Source organism: Kaistia sp. MMO-174 (assembly GCF_037147815.1).
GTDB classification, from domain to species: Bacteria; Pseudomonadota; Alphaproteobacteria; order Rhizobiales; family Kaistiaceae; genus Kaistia; species Kaistia nematophila.
Genome location: NZ_JBBCUO010000007.1, coordinates 63,780 through 79,152 on the forward strand (window position 1 = coordinate 63,780; position 15,373 = coordinate 79,152).

At 68.4% G+C, this 15,373-nt stretch carries 13 protein-coding genes; 4 read left to right on the plus strand and 9 right to left on the minus strand.

Going from position 1 to position 15,373, the window contains the following annotated elements:
- Nucleotides 1–161: 161 nt before the first annotated feature.
- From WFK98_RS23850 to WFK98_RS23860, 3 genes are read right to left on the minus strand one after another with little or no spacing between them, the layout of a single operon-like run.
- Complete coding sequence (locus tag WFK98_RS23850) at nucleotides 162–1,130, minus strand: lytic transglycosylase domain-containing protein (protein WP_336802041.1); 969 nt, start codon at nucleotides 1,128–1,130, stop codon at nucleotides 162–164.
- 21 nt (nucleotides 1,131–1,151) lie between these two features.
- Nucleotides 1,152–3,317, minus strand: coding sequence for a methylmalonyl-CoA mutase (gene scpA, locus WFK98_RS23855; protein ID WP_336802042.1), 2,166 nt, complete (start codon nucleotides 3,315–3,317; stop codon nucleotides 1,152–1,154).
- The gene (locus tag WFK98_RS23860) at nucleotides 3,314–5,188 is read right to left on the minus strand and encodes a methylmalonyl-CoA mutase subunit beta (RefSeq protein WP_336802043.1); all 1,875 of its coding nucleotides are present in this window, start codon (nucleotides 5,186–5,188) and stop codon (nucleotides 3,314–3,316) included. Before WFK98_RS23860 ends, scpA begins: the two co-directional genes overlap by 4 nt.
- A gap of 395 nt (nucleotides 5,189–5,583) precedes the next feature.
- On the opposite strand from WFK98_RS23860, the gene WFK98_RS23865 reads away from it, so the two are divergent.
- Nucleotides 5,584–6,174 (plus strand): BA14K family protein, encoded by a 591-nt coding sequence (locus WFK98_RS23865; protein WP_442907478.1) that lies wholly within the window; start codon nucleotides 5,584–5,586, stop codon nucleotides 6,172–6,174.
- A gap of 102 nt (nucleotides 6,175–6,276) precedes the next feature.
- On the opposite strand, the gene dps is transcribed toward WFK98_RS23865, so the two are convergent.
- Nucleotides 6,277–6,759: a DNA starvation/stationary phase protection protein Dps gene (gene dps, locus WFK98_RS23870; protein WP_266337269.1), complete on the minus strand. Its 483-nt coding sequence runs from the start codon at nucleotides 6,757–6,759 to the stop codon at nucleotides 6,277–6,279.
- A 293-nt stretch (nucleotides 6,760–7,052) separates the two neighbouring features.
- Here dps and WFK98_RS23875 point away from each other — a divergent pair, with 293 nt between their 5' ends.
- Together WFK98_RS23875 and WFK98_RS23880 are read left to right on the plus strand one after the other, a co-directional pair.
- On the plus strand, nucleotides 7,053–8,063 hold the full coding sequence (locus tag WFK98_RS23875; RefSeq protein WP_266337268.1) for a zinc-binding alcohol dehydrogenase family protein: 1,011 nt from the start codon (nucleotides 7,053–7,055) through the stop codon (nucleotides 8,061–8,063).
- Between the two features lie 104 nt (nucleotides 8,064–8,167).
- Nucleotides 8,168–9,229 carry an aldo/keto reductase gene (locus WFK98_RS23880; RefSeq protein ID WP_266337267.1) on the plus strand — a complete coding sequence of 354 codons (1,062 nt, stop codon included), beginning with the start codon at nucleotides 8,168–8,170 and terminating at the stop codon, nucleotides 9,227–9,229.
- A 246-nt stretch (nucleotides 9,230–9,475) separates the two neighbouring features.
- Here WFK98_RS23880 and WFK98_RS23885 read toward each other — a convergent pair whose 3' ends face one another.
- The 4 genes from WFK98_RS23885 to WFK98_RS23900 form a co-directional block, all read right to left on the minus strand.
- Nucleotides 9,476–10,114, minus strand: coding sequence for an outer membrane protein (locus WFK98_RS23885; RefSeq protein ID WP_266337266.1), 639 nt, complete (start codon nucleotides 10,112–10,114; stop codon nucleotides 9,476–9,478).
- 229 nt (nucleotides 10,115–10,343) lie between these two features.
- Nucleotides 10,344–11,609 carry a glycerate kinase type-2 family protein gene (locus WFK98_RS23890; protein WP_336802044.1) on the minus strand — a complete coding sequence of 422 codons (1,266 nt, stop codon included), beginning with the start codon at nucleotides 11,607–11,609 and terminating at the stop codon, nucleotides 10,344–10,346.
- A gap of 51 nt (nucleotides 11,610–11,660) precedes the next feature.
- Nucleotides 11,661–12,272, minus strand: a complete 612-nt coding sequence (locus WFK98_RS23895; RefSeq protein ID WP_266337264.1) for a hypothetical protein — start codon at nucleotides 12,270–12,272, stop codon at nucleotides 11,661–11,663.
- Between the two features lie 20 nt (nucleotides 12,273–12,292).
- On the minus strand, nucleotides 12,293–13,078 hold the full coding sequence (locus WFK98_RS23900; protein WP_266337263.1) for an SDR family oxidoreductase: 786 nt from the start codon (nucleotides 13,076–13,078) through the stop codon (nucleotides 12,293–12,295).
- 196 nt (nucleotides 13,079–13,274) lie between these two features.
- On the opposite strand from WFK98_RS23900, the gene WFK98_RS23905 reads away from it, so the two are divergent.
- Nucleotides 13,275–14,081 (plus strand): 2-keto-4-pentenoate hydratase, encoded by an 807-nt coding sequence (locus WFK98_RS23905; RefSeq protein ID WP_336802045.1) that lies wholly within the window; start codon nucleotides 13,275–13,277, stop codon nucleotides 14,079–14,081.
- A gap of 114 nt (nucleotides 14,082–14,195) precedes the next feature.
- Here the strand turns inward: WFK98_RS23905 and WFK98_RS23910 are convergent, their stop codons facing one another.
- A complete protein-coding gene (locus WFK98_RS23910; RefSeq protein WP_266337261.1) occupies nucleotides 14,196–15,281 on the minus strand; it encodes a 2'-deoxycytidine 5'-triphosphate deaminase in 1,086 nt (361 codons plus the stop codon).
- Nucleotides 15,282–15,373 lie beyond the last annotated feature (92 nt).

The window sequence follows — 15,373 nt, forward strand, 5'->3', positions numbered from 1 at the left end:
GCGCGAGCCTTCCGGATTTTTTCGTCATCCAGGCAAGCCCCTCACCCAACCTTCTCCCGCAAGCGGGCGAGGGCTTTGGGCCGGCGCGACTTCAACGTCGGGACCAAGCTCGACAGCCCCCTCTCCCGCGCGGGACAGGGCTGGGGTGAGGGTCTACCCCCTCAGTTCCGCAGCACCACGCACGCCCCGCCCAGCCTTTGCAGCGCGTTGCAGATCTGGTTGGCCTTGGCGAGCGTGTCGGCCGGCAGGCGGACGCGATAGAAGGCGCGGCGGCCGCGGCCGGCGATGCGCGAGCCGAGGATCAGCGTCGGCTTGCCCTCGAGCAGCGAGGGATAGCGCGCCACCTGGCGATGATAGGAAGCGATGGCGATGCTCTTGGAGAAATTGCCGGAAAGCTGGACGCCGAACGGCGCGTAGGCGCCCTCGATCAGCGACGGCCGGTAGGCGCGGATCGCCGCCACCAGCGTCACGCAATCCCTGGCCTTCGGCTCGGCGCTGGCGGCGGCGGCCGCCTTCTTCCTGGCCGGATTCGGATCGTCGTTTCGCGCCTCGATCGGTCGCGGGTCGGACGGTCGCGGCTCCGGCGCGCCGGGCTCGGCCTTGCCGTCGGGCTTCGGCGATCCCGGCGCATCGAGCGTCTCGATCTCGCCGCCCTTCCAGTCCTGCACGCTGCGGCCGGTGATGAAGGCGACATAGTCCTCCGTCTCCATCGGCAGGTAGCCGCCGCGCTCGATCCAGCGCGCCAGCCGGGTCGGCCCGGCATTGTATGCTGCAGCTGCGAGACCGAGGTTTCCAAACCGTTCCTTCAGACTTCTCAAATACTTGGCCGAGGCGGGAATCGCCAGTTCCGGATCGAACGGGTCGTCCAGCCCCTGTTCCTCCGCCGTGCCCGGCATGAACTGCGCAATGCCCTGCGCGCCGGCGCCGCTCGTCACATGCGGGCGAAAGCTCGACTCGCGCCAGATCAGCCTCGTGAAGAAATCGCGCGGCAGTCCCTCGGCGTCGGCCGCCGTCTCGATCAGCCGGCAGAGCGTCTGCACCGTCGTCTCCTCCGCCGCCCGCGCCGCGAAGGGGAGCAGCATCGCGCCGACAAGAAGCAGCGCGGCCAGGCTGGAAGGGCGAAGCAACATCAGGCCGCCCTCCCCGCCCGGTCAGACATAGGCGGAGGGATGTTTCTGCGCGAAGCCGAGATGGCCGCGCAGCTTTTCCAGGAGATCGGCGGCGGCGGCCGTCACCGGCGTTCCGGGCGGGAAGATCGCCGCCGCGCCGGCCTCGATCAGCGCCTCGAAATCCTGCGGCGGGATGACGCCGCCGACGACGATCATGATGTCCGGCCGGCCCTGCCGCGCCAGCTCGGCCTTCAGCTCCGGCACGAGGGTCAGATGGCCGGCGGCGAGCGACGAGACGCCGACGACATGCACCTGTTCCGCGATCGCATGCGCCGCGACCTCCTCCGGCGTGGCGAAAAGCGGGCCGATGACGACGTCGAAGCCGATATCGGCGAAGGCGGTGGCGATCACCTTCTGGCCGCGGTCGTGCCCGTCCTGACCCATCTTGGCGACGAGGATGCGCGGCGGCCGGCCCTCGTCATGGGTGAACTCCGAGACCAGCGACGACAGCCGCTCGATCGGCGCGTCCTGCGCGCCGAAGCCCTCGCGATAGACGCCCGTATTGACCTTGATCACCGCCTTATGGCGCTTCCAGGCCTTTTCCAGCGCCGTCGAGATCTCGCCGACGGTCGCCTTGGCGCGGGCGGCGTCGACCGCGAGCGCCAGCAGATTGCCCTCGCCCGAGCGCGCCGAGGAGGCCAGCGCCGCGAGGCTCGCCTCGACCGCGGCCGGATCGCGCTCGGCCCGCAACTGGCGCAGCTTCTCGATCTGGCGGGCGCGGACGGCGGAATTGTCGACCTTCAGCACGTCGACCGCCGGCTCGTCGTCGAGGCGGTACTTGTTGACGCCGACCACGGTCTGCTTGCCCGAGTCGATGCGCGCCTGCGTCTTCGCCGCCGCTTCCTCGATGCGGAGTTTCGGGATGCCGGCCTCGATCGCCTTCGCCATGCCGCCGAGCTTTTCGACTTCCTCGATATGCGCCATGGCGCGTGTCGCCAGTTGCGCCGTCAGCGCCTCGACATAATAGGAGCCGCCCCAGGGATCGATGATCCGCGTCGTGCCGCTTTCCTGCTGCAGGAAGAGCTGGGTGTTGCGGGCGATGCGGGCGGAGAAATCGGTCGGCAGCGCCAGCGCCTCGTCGAGCGCATTGGTGTGCAGCGACTGGGTGTGGCCCTGTGTCGCCGCCATCGCCTCGACCGTGGTGCGGACGACATTGTTGAAGACGTCCTGCGCCGCGAGCGACCAGCCCGAGGTCTGGCAATGGGTCCGCAGCGCCAGCGACTTGTCGTTCTTCGGATGGAACTCCTTCACCAGCTTCGCCCAGATCAGCCGGGCGGCGCGCATCTTGGCGACTTCCATGAAGAAGTTCATGCCGATCGCCCAGAAGAACGACAGCCGCGGCGCGAACTGGTCGATGTCGAGTCCGGCCTTGAGGCCGGCGCGGATATATTCGACGCCGTCGGCGAGCGTATAGGCGAGCTCCAGGTCCTGCGTCGCGCCCGCTTCCTGCATGTGATAGCCGGAAATCGAGATCGAATTGAACTTCGGCATGTGCTGCGACGTGTAGGCGAAGATGTCGGAGATGATCCGCATCGACGGTTCCGGCGGGTAGATATAGGTGTTGCGGACCATGAACTCCTTCAGGATGTCGTTCTGGATGGTCCCGGAGAGCTTGTCCGGGCTGACGCCCTGCTCTTCCGCCGCGACGATATAGAGCGCCAGGATCGGCAGCACCGCGCCATTCATCGTCATCGACACGCTCATCCGGTCGAGCGGGATGCCGGAGAACAGCGTGCGCATGTCGTAGATCGAGTCGATCGCCACCCCCGCCATGCCGACATCGCCGGCGACGCGCGGATGGTCGCTGTCATAGCCGCGATGGGTGGCGAGGTCGAAGGCGACCGAAAGCCCCTTCTGGCCGGCGGCGAGGTTGCGCCGGTAGAAGGCGTTCGAGTCCTCCGCCGTGGAGAACCCGGCATATTGGCGGATCGTCCAGGGCTGGTTCACATACATGGTCGGATAGGGACCGCGCAGGAACGGCGCGGTGCCCGGGAAGCTGTCGACCGCCTCCAGCCCCTCGCGGTCGGCGGCGGTGTAGACCGGCTTGACCGCGATCGCCTCCGGCGTCTGCCAGGAAGCCCCTTCCGTCGGGACCGTCAGCGGCGCGTCGGCGAAGGGAACGGTCGAAAAATCGGGAATGCGGGTCATGTCATCGCCTCGATCCGGTCGAGCAGCCGCCCCGGATAGTCCAGCACATCGGCGCCGGCGTAAAGAAAAGCCTCGATGCCGGCATGGCGATAGGCCGCCTCGCGCTCGCCCGGCCGGCCGGCGAGCACGACATGCGAAAACCCGGCCTCGACCAGCCGCCGCGCCGCTTCCTCGGCCAGCGTCTCGCCCTCATAGCTCGCATGGCCGGTCTCGCACTCATAGACCTCGTCGGAAGAGCAGAGGCAGGCCGCTGCAGCCCCGGCAGCGCGGGCCGCCTCGATCATCGCGTCGAGCGAGGCGAAGCCGTCATTCATCGCCGCCAGGATGCCGGACGCCTCGAACACGCCCCTGGCGAAGCCGGCGCGGGCGCTGAACGAGGCCGGCTTGCCGAGCGTCGCCAGGAAGACGGCCGGGCGGCGGCCCGTCACCTCGGCCAGGGCGTCGGCGCGGCCGCGCAATTGCTCGAATGGCTCGGCGGTGCGGTGCGCGACGAGCCGGGCCGGATCGTCGCCGCCATGCGGTGCGGCGGGGGCCGGCTGGAGCACCAGGATCGGCGCCTCGGCCAGGTCGGGGAATTCGCTGGTGCCGGTGATCGGCAACTTGCGGCGGCGGATGTCGCGCTCGCGTTTCTCGGCGACGGCGCGGATTTCCGCCGCGACCCAGCCGGAGGCAAGCGCCGCCGCGAGGCCGCCCTCGCGCTCGATCTGCTGGAAGAGGGCCCAGGCCTTTTCGCAGAGCGCGTCGGTCAGCGCCTCGAAGCCGCCGGCGCCGGCGGCCGGGTCGAAGACATGGCCGAGGCCGGATTCCTCCAGCAGGATCGTCTGCGTGTTGCGGGCGATCCGCCGCGCGCCGGCGTCGGGCAGGCCGAGCGGCAGCGTGAAGGGCAGCACCGCGACGCTGTCGGCGCCGCCAAGCCCGGCGGAAAATGCTGCAGCCGTTCCGCGCAGCATGTTCACATAGGCGTCGTGCCGGGTCGTCATGCGGAAGCTGGTTTCGGCCGCGAGCTGGACGGGCTCCGGCGTCAGGCCACAGGCGGCCTCGACCCGCGCCGAGAGCCGTCGCAGCGCGCGGAATTTCGCGATCGACAGATATTCGTCTGCATCGGCGACGAGCAGGAAGGAAATCCGCTTCCGCCCGACCTCAAGCGGCAGGCCGCGCGCATCCAGCCCACGCAGGCCGGCCAGCGCGGCGGAAATCGTCAGCGCCAATTCCTGTGCCTCGGAGGCGCCGGCATCATGGAAGACGCGGCCGTCGGCGCGGAGGATGCGGGCCTTCGCCTCGGGACCGAAGGAAACCGCCAGCGCCGCCGCCGCGTCGATTGCCGCGTCGACCGCGCCGCCTTCCGCCGCCAGCACCGAGAACGGGTCGATGCCGAGATCGAGGCGGAGGCTGTCGAGATCGAGGCCCTGGCCGCGCGCCAGCGCCAGCACGGAGCGCGCCGCCTCGGCCGCCGAACGCCCCGCCTCGATGCGCAGCGACACAAGGTCGAGCATGACGCCGTCGAGCGCCGCCGCGACAGTGCGCTCGTCGGCGGCGGCAAGGCCGAAGCCTCGCGCGGAAACCGCATCGGAAAAGACCAGCGCCAGGCCGCTCGCGCCATTGTTCAGGTCTTCGAGCGCCTGCACGCTCGCGGCATCGGCGTCCGGAAGATCGATGCGCTGGACAACGCGCCAGTCGCCGAGCGTGGCGCGGACCGGCCGGGCATGAAGCCCCGGCGCCTTCGGATAGAGCGGCTCGATGCGAATGCCGTCGGCGGTGCGCGACACCAGCTTCGCCTCGAAATCGGCGCCCTTGATCGCCTTCACCGCCAGTTCGCGCCAGGCGGCTTCGCTCGAAGCGCGAAACGCGTGGGAAGACTGTGGCTCGGTCATTGCCGCCTCGATGCTCGCCATATCGCGTCTCGTGGTGTCGTTCCAGGTCGTGCCGGGCTGCCGCACCCGACGTGGCGTCGCAAGGGGCCGCCGGCCCGCCATGGATAGGCCGTGGCGCGTCCCGGTTCAACGGGCGAAACAGAGTCGCCCGTGCCGCCATGCCGCACTCGCCACGCCACCCTGCGCATGGAGGGATGTTGTCGCCGGCGCGAGCGCAATCGATTTCGGTTCCCTCCGGCAATAGACGCAAGGGACGGGACGCGTTGCACTGCAACAGCACCATCGATCGACAGTTGCGATTTTTATCGGTGGTGGCTTGACCATCGATCAGCCAAGTCTAATTTTCGCTGGAGAGTTTAAGACGATCAATTGTCTCAAGAAGAGGATTCATCGCTTTGACCAAGATTCTCGGCAAACTGTGCGGTGGCGCCTTGGCCATTGCCTTCTTCGCCTCGGCATCCGCGCCGATCCAGGCGGCACCGCTGGTCGTCCCCGACCTCGGCGTGAGCGCGCAGCCCAACGAAGACCTGATCCAGGTTCGTCACGGCGGCGGCCACAAGGAAATCAAGCGCGGTCGGCGGCCGTCGGGCCACCATGGCCGTCCGCCCAACGCGGGCCACCGCCCCGGCGGACCGGGCTGGAACGGAAACCATCCCGGCTATCGTCCGGGCCACCCGGGTTATCGTCCGGGCCACCCGGGCTATCGTCCTGGCTATCGCCCCGGCTATTGGAACGGCTATCACGGCTACAATTACTACCGGCCGGGATATCGCTACTATAATGGCTGGTGGTATCCGCTTGCGGCGTTCGGCGTCGGCGCGGCCGTCGGATCCGCGGTCACGCAGCCGAGCTACAACTACAGCAGCGGCGGCTACAGTTCGGCCCATTACGAGTGGTGCGCCAACCGGTATCGGTCCTATCGCGCCTCGGACAACACCTTCCAGCCGAACAGCGGCCCGCGCCGCCAGTGCGTCTCGCCCTACTAGGCCGGGACCAAAGGCTCAAGACGACAAAGCCCGCCAGTTGGCGGGCTTTGTTTTTGGGCGGCCGGCGACGGCGTGGCGAACATCGCGCGGCCGCGCCGCCGGCTAGACCTCGCGGTGCGATTCCAGGAACCAGAGCGACTTGTCGAGGCTGCGCGAGAAGGCAGTCAGGATATCTGCGGTGTCGGCGTCGCCGATATCGGCGGCCTTGTCGATGCCCTTGCGGACCTCGTTCGCGACCTGCGCATAGTGATCGATCAGCTGCGCCAGGTGATCCTTGATCGCCGAGATATCGGTCGGATAGGGCTTCAGCTTCGTTGCCGAGGCGACCGCCTGGACGGTGCCGAGCGCGAAGCCGCCGAGCTGCGCCACGCGTTCGGCCACCGTGTCGACATGGTCGTCGAGATCGGCGCGGAACGTGTCGAGCATCTCGTGAATGGCGATGAACTGCAGACCCTTCAGGTTCCAGTGCGCCTGCTTGGTCACCAGGGCGAGATCGATGCCTTCCGCCAGCACGGCATTCAGCAGCTCGATCGAGGCGGTCTTGGTGTTGGACTTCAGGTCAATCGAGGATTTCAGGGGCGCCATCGCTTTTTCCTTTTCAAATCGACGAAACTAACTTCGGACAATGCTTTCGTGTCGATATCGATCCCTCGAGCGGCCCGGCTCGCCGTCCGGCCCGGGAGATCGCGTTGCGGACGATACGCGCGAACAACGCAGGCGGGAAGCGCAGTGGTTGCAATCCCACCATTCGTTCCGGGCAAGCGGTGCAAGCGCGGAAAAATGCGGCCGGAAGCGATGCCGGCGCGTTTCCCCGTTTCCCTGCGGCCCGGAAAAGCTCTAGGACCATCGTGACTGGGGACGATGTCGAAGAGGACTTCATGAAAAGCGTGATCTGCGTGGAACCGGGGCGGCTGGAATTCGTCGAGCGGCCCGACCCGGAAGCGCCTGCCGCCGGTTGGGCCACGGTCGACATCAAGCATGTCGGCATCTGCGGCACCGACTATCACATCTTCGAAGGCAAGCACCCCTTCCTCGAATATCCGCGCGTCATGGGCCATGAGCTCTCGGGCGTCGTCTCGGCCGTCGGCCCCGGCGTCGCGCTCCAGGTCGGCACCCCGGTCGTCGTCAATCCCTACATCGCCTGCGGCCATTGCGTCGCCTGCCGCAAGGGCAAGCCGAACTGCTGCACCTCGATCCAGGTGCTCGGCGTCCACACCGATGGCGGCATGGCCGAGAAGATCGTGATGCCGGAAGGCAATCTCTACCCGGCCGAGGGCCTGTCGCTGCGCGACGCGGCGATGGTCGAGTTCCTGGCGATCGGCGCGCATGCCGTCCGCCGCTCGCAGCCGGAAGGCGGCCGCGCGCTCGTCGTCGGCGTCGGCCCGATCGGCCTCGGCGTGGCGATCTTCGCCCGCATCGCCGGGCTCGAAGTGACGCTGCTCGATTCGAGCGAGGAGCGCCTCGCCTTCGCCCGCGACACGCTCGGCTTCCCGAATACGGCGCTGACCGGCCCGGACGCGCAGAAGACCCTGATGGACGCGACCGGCGGCGACGGCTTCGACGTCGTCTATGACGCCACCGGCAACGCGCAGGCGATCGAGGCGGGCTTCGCCCTCGTCGCGCATGGCGGCGCCTACGTCCTCGTCTCGATCGTCAAGGACCGGATCTCGTTCTCGGATCCGGAGTTCCACAAGCGCGAGATGATGCTGATCGGCAGCCGCAACGCCACCAAGGTCGATTTCGAGCATGTCGTCGCCTCGATCAAGGCGGGCAAGGTGCCGCTCGACGCGCTGGCGACGCACAGCACGACGCTCGACAGGCTCGTGACCGACATGCCGGTCTGGAGCCACGACAAGCGCGGCCTGATCAAGGCGCTCATCGCCGTCTGACGCGCCGCCGCGATCGTCCTTTCCCGCTTTGACAGCGCTGTCCGAATGCAGGACGGTGCTGTCAAACTTCAGCGGAATCACCGCAACGACAATGGGAGCGGACGATGGAATATCGGCAACTCGGCAATTCGGGACTGAAGGTCTCGGTGCTCACCATGGGCACCATGACCTTCGGCGCCAAGGGTGACTTCTCCAAGGTCGGCAACATCACCGATGTCGGCGAGGCACGCCGCCAGATCGACATGGTGATCGACGCCGGCGTTAACCTGCTCGACACCGCCAATGTCTATTCGGCCGGCGACTGCGAGGCGATCATCGGCGACGCGCTCGGCGGCAAGCGCAAGAACGACGTCCTGATCGCCACCAAGGCGCGCTTCCCGACCGGCGACGGCCCCAACAATCGCGGCCTGTCGCGCTATCACCTGATCCGCGAATGCGAGGCGAGCCTCAAGCGGCTGAAGACCGACGTCATCGACCTCTACCAGGTGCACCAGTGGGACGGCGTGACGCCGCTGGAGGAGACGCTGGAAGCGCTCGACAGCCTCGTCCGCCAGGGCAAGGTGCGCTACATCGGCTGCTCCAACTATTCCGGCTGGCACATCATGAAGGCGATGGAGATCGCCCGCCGCGACAACCGCATCCCCTTCATCTCGCAGCAGATCCACTACACGCTGCAGGCGCGCGAGGCCGAGCAGGAGCTGGTGCCGATCACCATCGACCAGAAGCTCGGCATCCTGGTCTGGAGCCCGATCGCCGGCGGCCTGCTCTCGGGCAAGCATCGCCGCAACAAGGAAACCCCGAAGGACAGCCGCCTGTCGCAGGGCTGGACCGAGCCGCCGATCCACGACTGGGATCGCCTCTGGGACATCGTCGACGAGCTGGTTTCGATCGCGGACGCGCGCGGCGTCTCCGGCGCGCAGGTGGCGCTCGCCTGGCTGCTCGGCCGGCCCGGCGTCACCTCGGTGATCATCGGCGGCCGCACCGACGCGCAGTTCAAGGACAACCTCGCCGCCGCCGATCTGAAGCTTTCGGCCGAAGAGCGCGCCCGGCTCGACAAGGTCAGCCAGCTGCCGCTGAACTATCCCTACTGGCACCAGGTCGCCGCCGCCAAGGACCGCCTCGGCGCCGCCGACCTCGCCTTCCTGCAGCCCTATGTGAACGGCTGAGGCAACGGCCCGACATGACAAAGGCCCGGCATGACCGGGCCTTTTTTTCTTCGATGACTGCCTCGCCCCACGCGCGCCGTCATCCCGGCGAAAGCCGGGATCCATGCAGCGGTCTGTCTGGGAGGTGCGCTCGGAGACGGCCATGAAAATGGACCGCGCGTGACGGATCACGGCAGGAGCGTGTTCTGCCATGGATCCCGGCTTTCGCCGGGATGACGGTGGAGGTTGTTGCAGCCGGCGAACCGCCTAGAACTTGTAGTTCAGGCCTGCCTTGACGGCGTTGGAGGTCGCGCCGACCTCGGACTGGGCCGGGGTGCCTTCGAAGACCGTCTTCTTGCCGAGATCGACATAGTCATATTCGAGGCGGCCCGTCAGGTTCTTGGTGAAGCCATATTCGACGCCGGCGCCGGCCGTCCAGCCGATCGCCCACTGGCTGTCATTGCCGAGCCCGGCCTGCTTGGCCTCCAGATTGCCATAGGCGACGCCGCCCTTGCCGTAGAACAGCCACTTGTCATAGGTGAAGCCGATCCGGCCGGTGGTCGAGCCGATCCAGTTCAGGTCGAGCGCGGTGTCGCCGACACTGTCGCTGAGCCCGCTATAGGCGATATCCGTCTCGAAGCCGACCAGCCAGGGATTGCTCACCTGGTAGTTGTAGCCGGCCTGCACGCCGAACAGGCCGCCGCTCAGGCTGTCGAGGAAATCGGCGTCCTTGGTGCCGCTGCCCCAGCCATAGCCGCCATGCACGCCGGCATAGAATCCGTTCCAGTCGAAGCCGGTCGGCGCCGCGGGGGCGACCGGTGCCGGAGGCTCATAGGAGATGTCCGCGGCGAAGGCCACGCTCGAAAGCGCCAGCAGGGCAGCGCCCGCCAGGATCAGATGCCTCATCACGTACCCTCTCGACCGGAACGCCGTCGAACTGCCACCCGCCCCCAGAGTGCCGCCCAAACAAGGCGTCATCTTGGCCCAATGATGGCCCATCTCGACCAGAAATCGGTATTGGGGGCCATTCCGTCAAGACGGACGGGGGCTCCGGCTGCGAAGACTCTGCCGGGGCGGCCCGCCTGCAACACGAATTGCATCGAATTCCGAACGATCGCGGGCGGCAAAAAGGCCTTCAGCGCACCAGGATCGCGCGGAAATCATTGACGTTTGTCAGCGTCGGGCCGGTGACGACCAGCCGGCCGAGCGCCTCGAAGAAGCCATAGCCGTCATTGTCGGCGAGGCGCGCGACTGGATCGATGCCGCTTGCCTTCGCCTCGGCCAGGATGCCGGCGTCGATCCAGGCGCCGGCATTGTCCTCGGAGCCGTCGATGCCGTCGGTATCGCACGCGATCGCCGCGATGCCCTCGTGCCCGCCGAGCGCCACGGCGAGCGCCAGCAGGAACTCGGCGTTGCGGCCGCCCCTGCCCTGCCCCCGCACGGTGACAGTGGTTTCGCCGCCGGAGAGGATCACGCAGGGTTTTGCCACCGGCTGGTCGTGCGCGGCCGCGTAGGTCGCGATCGCCGCCAGCACGCGGGCGACGTCGCGCGCCTCGCCTTCCAGCGCATCGCCGAGCACCAGCGGCGTCAGGCCGATGGCGCGGGCCGCTTCCGCCGCCGCGTCGAGCGCCATCTTCGGGGTCGCCAGCATCTCGACCGTCCCGCCTGCGCCGGCCTCGACCGCATTGGCGCGGATCGCCTCTTCGATGCGCGGCTCGATGGCGATGCCGTATTCGGCGAGGATCGAAAGCGCCCCCTCGGGATCGGAAGCCTCGGGAATGGTCGGGCCGGAGCCGATCGCGCCGGGATCATCGCCCGGCACGTCGGAGATGAGATAGGTCACCCTCCGCGCCTTCGCGGCGGCGGCGGCGAGACGGCCGCCCTTGATGGCGGACAGCGCCTTGCGGACGCGGTTCATGGCGCCGATCGGCGCGCCGCTCTTCAACAGCGCGCGGTTCAGCGCCTGCTTGTCTTCCAGCGTAAGCCCGGGCGCCGGCAGCGCCAGCAGCGACGAGGCGCCGCCCGACATCAGGAAGACGACGAGATCATCCGGCCCCGCCGTGCCGGCATAATCGAGAATGCGCTGCGCCGCCGCCATGCCAGCGACATCGGGAACCGGATGCGCCGCCTCGACGACCTCGACGAAGCGGGTCGGCGTGCCATGGCCATAGCGCGTGACGGCCAGCCCTTCCGGCGCCGGATTGCCGGCCGCCTCCCAGGCGTCCTCGAACGCCCGCACCATCCGCGCCGCGCCCTTGCCGGCGCCGAGCACGATCGTCCGCCCCTTTGGCGCGATGGGGAGCCTGCCCGCGAAACGGCCATCCGGCAGCGATGCCGCCAGCGCCGCGTCGAATAGGGCGCGGAGGATGGCTTCGTCGGGCGAGGTCTTGTCGAGCGTCATGTCGAATGCCTGTCTGCCGGGGCGCCGAACGACGCCGGCGCCTCGGCCCGTTCACCGGGAACCCTCGATGCGGAGCGTCCCGACCAGCGCGTCGAACAGCGGGCGCGCCCTGTCGATCGCCGCCGCGGTGGTGGCACAGGAGAGGCTGATTCGATAGGCCGGCGTCTCGGCGATGGCGATGTACTGGCGGACATTGGCGTGATCCGGCCCAAGGTGTGGCGTCGTCACCGCCGCGACACCGCGCGCGCCGCCGCCGAAATCGACCGGCCGGATGTCGACGACGCTGCCCATAAAGCCGAGCGTGGTGCGCATCGATTCCAGCGTTTCCGCGACCATCTCCGGCGAGGACAGCGCTTCCTGCGACAACGCCTGGACCTCTTCCGGCTGCGTCTTCACGCCCACGGCGCAGAGGCTCTTCGACGTGCCGGCGCGCGGCAGCGACGGATCAGAGGTGTCGACCTCGATGACGAAATCATGCCCACGATGGTCGCGCTGCCCGCCAACGACGAGCGGCGGCGGGGCGGAAAAGGCGAGCCCGGTCTCCGCGTCTTGGAAATCGGCCCGGGCTGGCGGCGCGGCCGTCTCGGCCGCCCATGCGTCCGCGCCGACAAGAAGCGCCGCGGCAAGGACGGCGACGTGGCTCGAAGAACTCAAGAACCGCATTCGAAGATCCACCCGCCCGCTCAGTCGCGCACGCCGACGACATAGTCCTGGATCTGGTCGACGATCGCGCCGGTCATCGGCAGCGAGGCGTCGCTCAGCAGGAACAGGGCCAGGCGGGCGACGTCGTCCGGCTTGATCAGCCGGCCCCAGGGCATCATCGCCTCGGCATCGGCCAGCCAGCCTTCCCCCTTGCCGAGCTTGACCGCCTGCATCTCGCGCTCGCCCGGGGTATCGGCCCAGCCGAGATTGATGCCGTTGACGCTGATGCGGTCGAAGCGGTGCGAGTGGGCGGCGTTCTTGGTGAGCGTCAGCAGCGCCGCCTTGGACGAGGCATAGACGCCGAGCTCCGGCGTGCCGCCATAGGCGTTGACCGAGAGGACGTTGACGATCGCGCCGGGCGCCTCGCGGCTGCGCAGGTGCTGGATCACGCCCTGCATCAGGAACATCGGCGTGCGCACATTGGTGGCGAAGACCGTATCGAAGAAGTCGATGTCGGCCTCGGCGATCGAGCCGCGATCGGTGCTGGCGGCGGCGTTGACAAGGGCGTCGATGTGATCGAAGCGATCGAGCGCCGCGTCGAGGACGATGGCCGCCGCATCGGCGGCGGCGAGATCGACGGAGACGAAGCCGCCGCCGACACCGAGCGCCTCCAACTCGGCCACGACGGCGGCGCCGCGCTGCGGATTGCGCCCGACCAGCATCACGCCTTCCGCGCCCGAACGCGCCGCCTCCAGCGCCACGGCCCGGCCCACGCCCTGCGTGCCGCCGGTCACCAGAAGGATCTTGCCGTCTACGCGCGCTTCCATCGTCTCTTCCCTGCCCGTTTCGCTGTTCGCCAGCGGATTTCGTTAAGTGCCCTTGTCCCCGGCACCTCGGCGCGGCACGTTGCCGTCGCGAGGCGGGACATGCCCTCGCGCGATCCTAGCCGGGCTCCGTTCGGCGATGCAACTCGCGCGCGACCCGACCGCCGACCTAAATGCCTGTCCCGAAAACGAGATTGTCATGCCGCCGACCACCGCCGCGCCGATCGAGGATGCCGCCGACCGGATCGCCATGGCGCGGATCGCTCTTGCGCCGCTGCCGCTGCTGCCGGAGCCGATCCGTCCAGCCGACGAGGCGGCGGCCTATGCCGTGCAGCGCAAGGTGCATGAACGGCTGGCCGGCGCCCGATACGGCCGCCGGATCGGCTGGAAGATCGGCTGCACGACGCCGGTGATGCAGACCTATCTCGGCATTCCGAACCCCTGCGGCGCCGGCCTGTTCGAAGGCACGAAGCACCGCTCCGGCGCGACGATCGCGGCGGCGGATTTCCGCCATGTCGGCATCGAGTGCGAGATCGCCGTCCGGCTCGGCCGCGACCTGCCGGCGCGCTCCGCCCCCTACCGCGCCGAGGAGGTCGCCGGCGCGGTCGAGAGCGTGATGGCGGCGATCGAGCTGGTCGACGACCGCTATGCCGACTGGCGCCAGACCGACACGCCGACGCTGATCGCCGACGACTTCTTCGCCGCCGGCTGCGTGCTCGGCGAGCCACTGCCGTTCGCGCAGGCGCCGGATCTTTCAACGGTCCTCGGCGTGACGCGGATCAACGATACCGAAGCCGGACGCGGCCGCGGCGCCGACGTGCTCGGCCATCCGCTGAACGCGCTCGCCTGGCTCGCCAGCAGCCTCTCGGCGCGGGGCGACGGCCTGAAGGCGGGCGAACTGGTTCTGACCGGCAGCCTGGTCGAGACGCGCTGGCTCAACGCCGGCGACCGGGCCGAGATCGAGATTTCCGGCCTTGGTGCGGTGCGGGTGACGGTTTCGGAGTGAGGCCGCCCTCACCTCTCCCATGGGAGAGGTGAAAGATCGAGCCCGGAAAACCGCCATCGCCCTCTCCCGCTCGCGGGAGAGGGTTGGGGCGAGGGTCTTTCGACCGTCCTTCGCCTACCGAAAATGCTTCGAGAGCTTCAGGCCCTGGGCCTGGTAGTTGGAGCCGAGGTCGCTGCCATAGAGCTTGGCCGGGCGCTCCGACATCCGCTCATAGACAAGGCGGCCGACGGTCTGGCCATGCTCGAGGATGAACGGCACCTCGTGGCTGCGCACCTCCAGCACGGCGCGGCTGCCGGCGCCGCCGGCGGCCTGGTGACCGAAGCCCGGATCGAAGAAGCCGGCATAGTGGACGCGGAATTCGCCGACCAGCGGGTCGAAGGCGACCATCTCTGCCGCATAGTCCGGCGGCACATGCACCGCCTCGCGCGAGACGAGGATGTAGAACTGGTCGGGATCGAGGATCAGCTCGGCCTTGCCGCGCACCGGGATCGGCTCCCAGTAGTCGAGCACGTCGCAGGCGGCGCGGCGATCGACGTCGACGACGCCGGTGTGGCGCTTGGCGCGATAGCCGATGATGCCGTTCGAACCTTCGAGATCGATGGAAAGCAGCAGCCCGCCGGATGCGCGGAACGCACCGTCGACGAGCGGCTCGCGCGCATTGAGCGCGGCGAGATCGGTATCGGAAAGCCGCGTATCGCCGCGACGAAAGCGGATCTGCGACAGGCGCGAGCCGGTGCGGGCGACGATCGGGAAGGTGCGTGGGCTGACTTCCAGATAGAGCGGGCCCTGATAGCCGGCGGGGATGGTATCGAAGGACTGCGCCCGGTCGGTGATGACGCGGGTGAAGATGTCGAGCCGGCCGGTCGAGGATTTCGGATTGGCCGAGGCCTGCACGTCGGCCGGCAGCGCGAGGCCCTCGAGCAGCGGCACGATATAGACGCAGCCCGTCTCCAGCACCGAACCGCCCGTCAGGTCGATCTCGTGCAGGGTGAGCTCGGCGAGACGGTCCTTCACCAGCACGTTCGGACCCGGCAGGAAGCTGGCGCGCACGCGGTAGGCGACGGTGCCGAGGCGCAGGTCGAGGCTCGCCGGCTGCACCTGGTCAACGTCGAGCGGGCGGTCGATCACGATCTGGCCGGCCGCGAGGCTCGCGCGGATCTGCTCGGCCGAGAGAATTCCGATTGCTGCCTTATCCGTCATCTCACCCGTTCCCCAACTCTCTCAGCAATCCGTATGTCTTCGCCTCTCCTGGAGAGAGATCGAAAGCGAAGCCGGCGGGTGAGGGTTTAGGA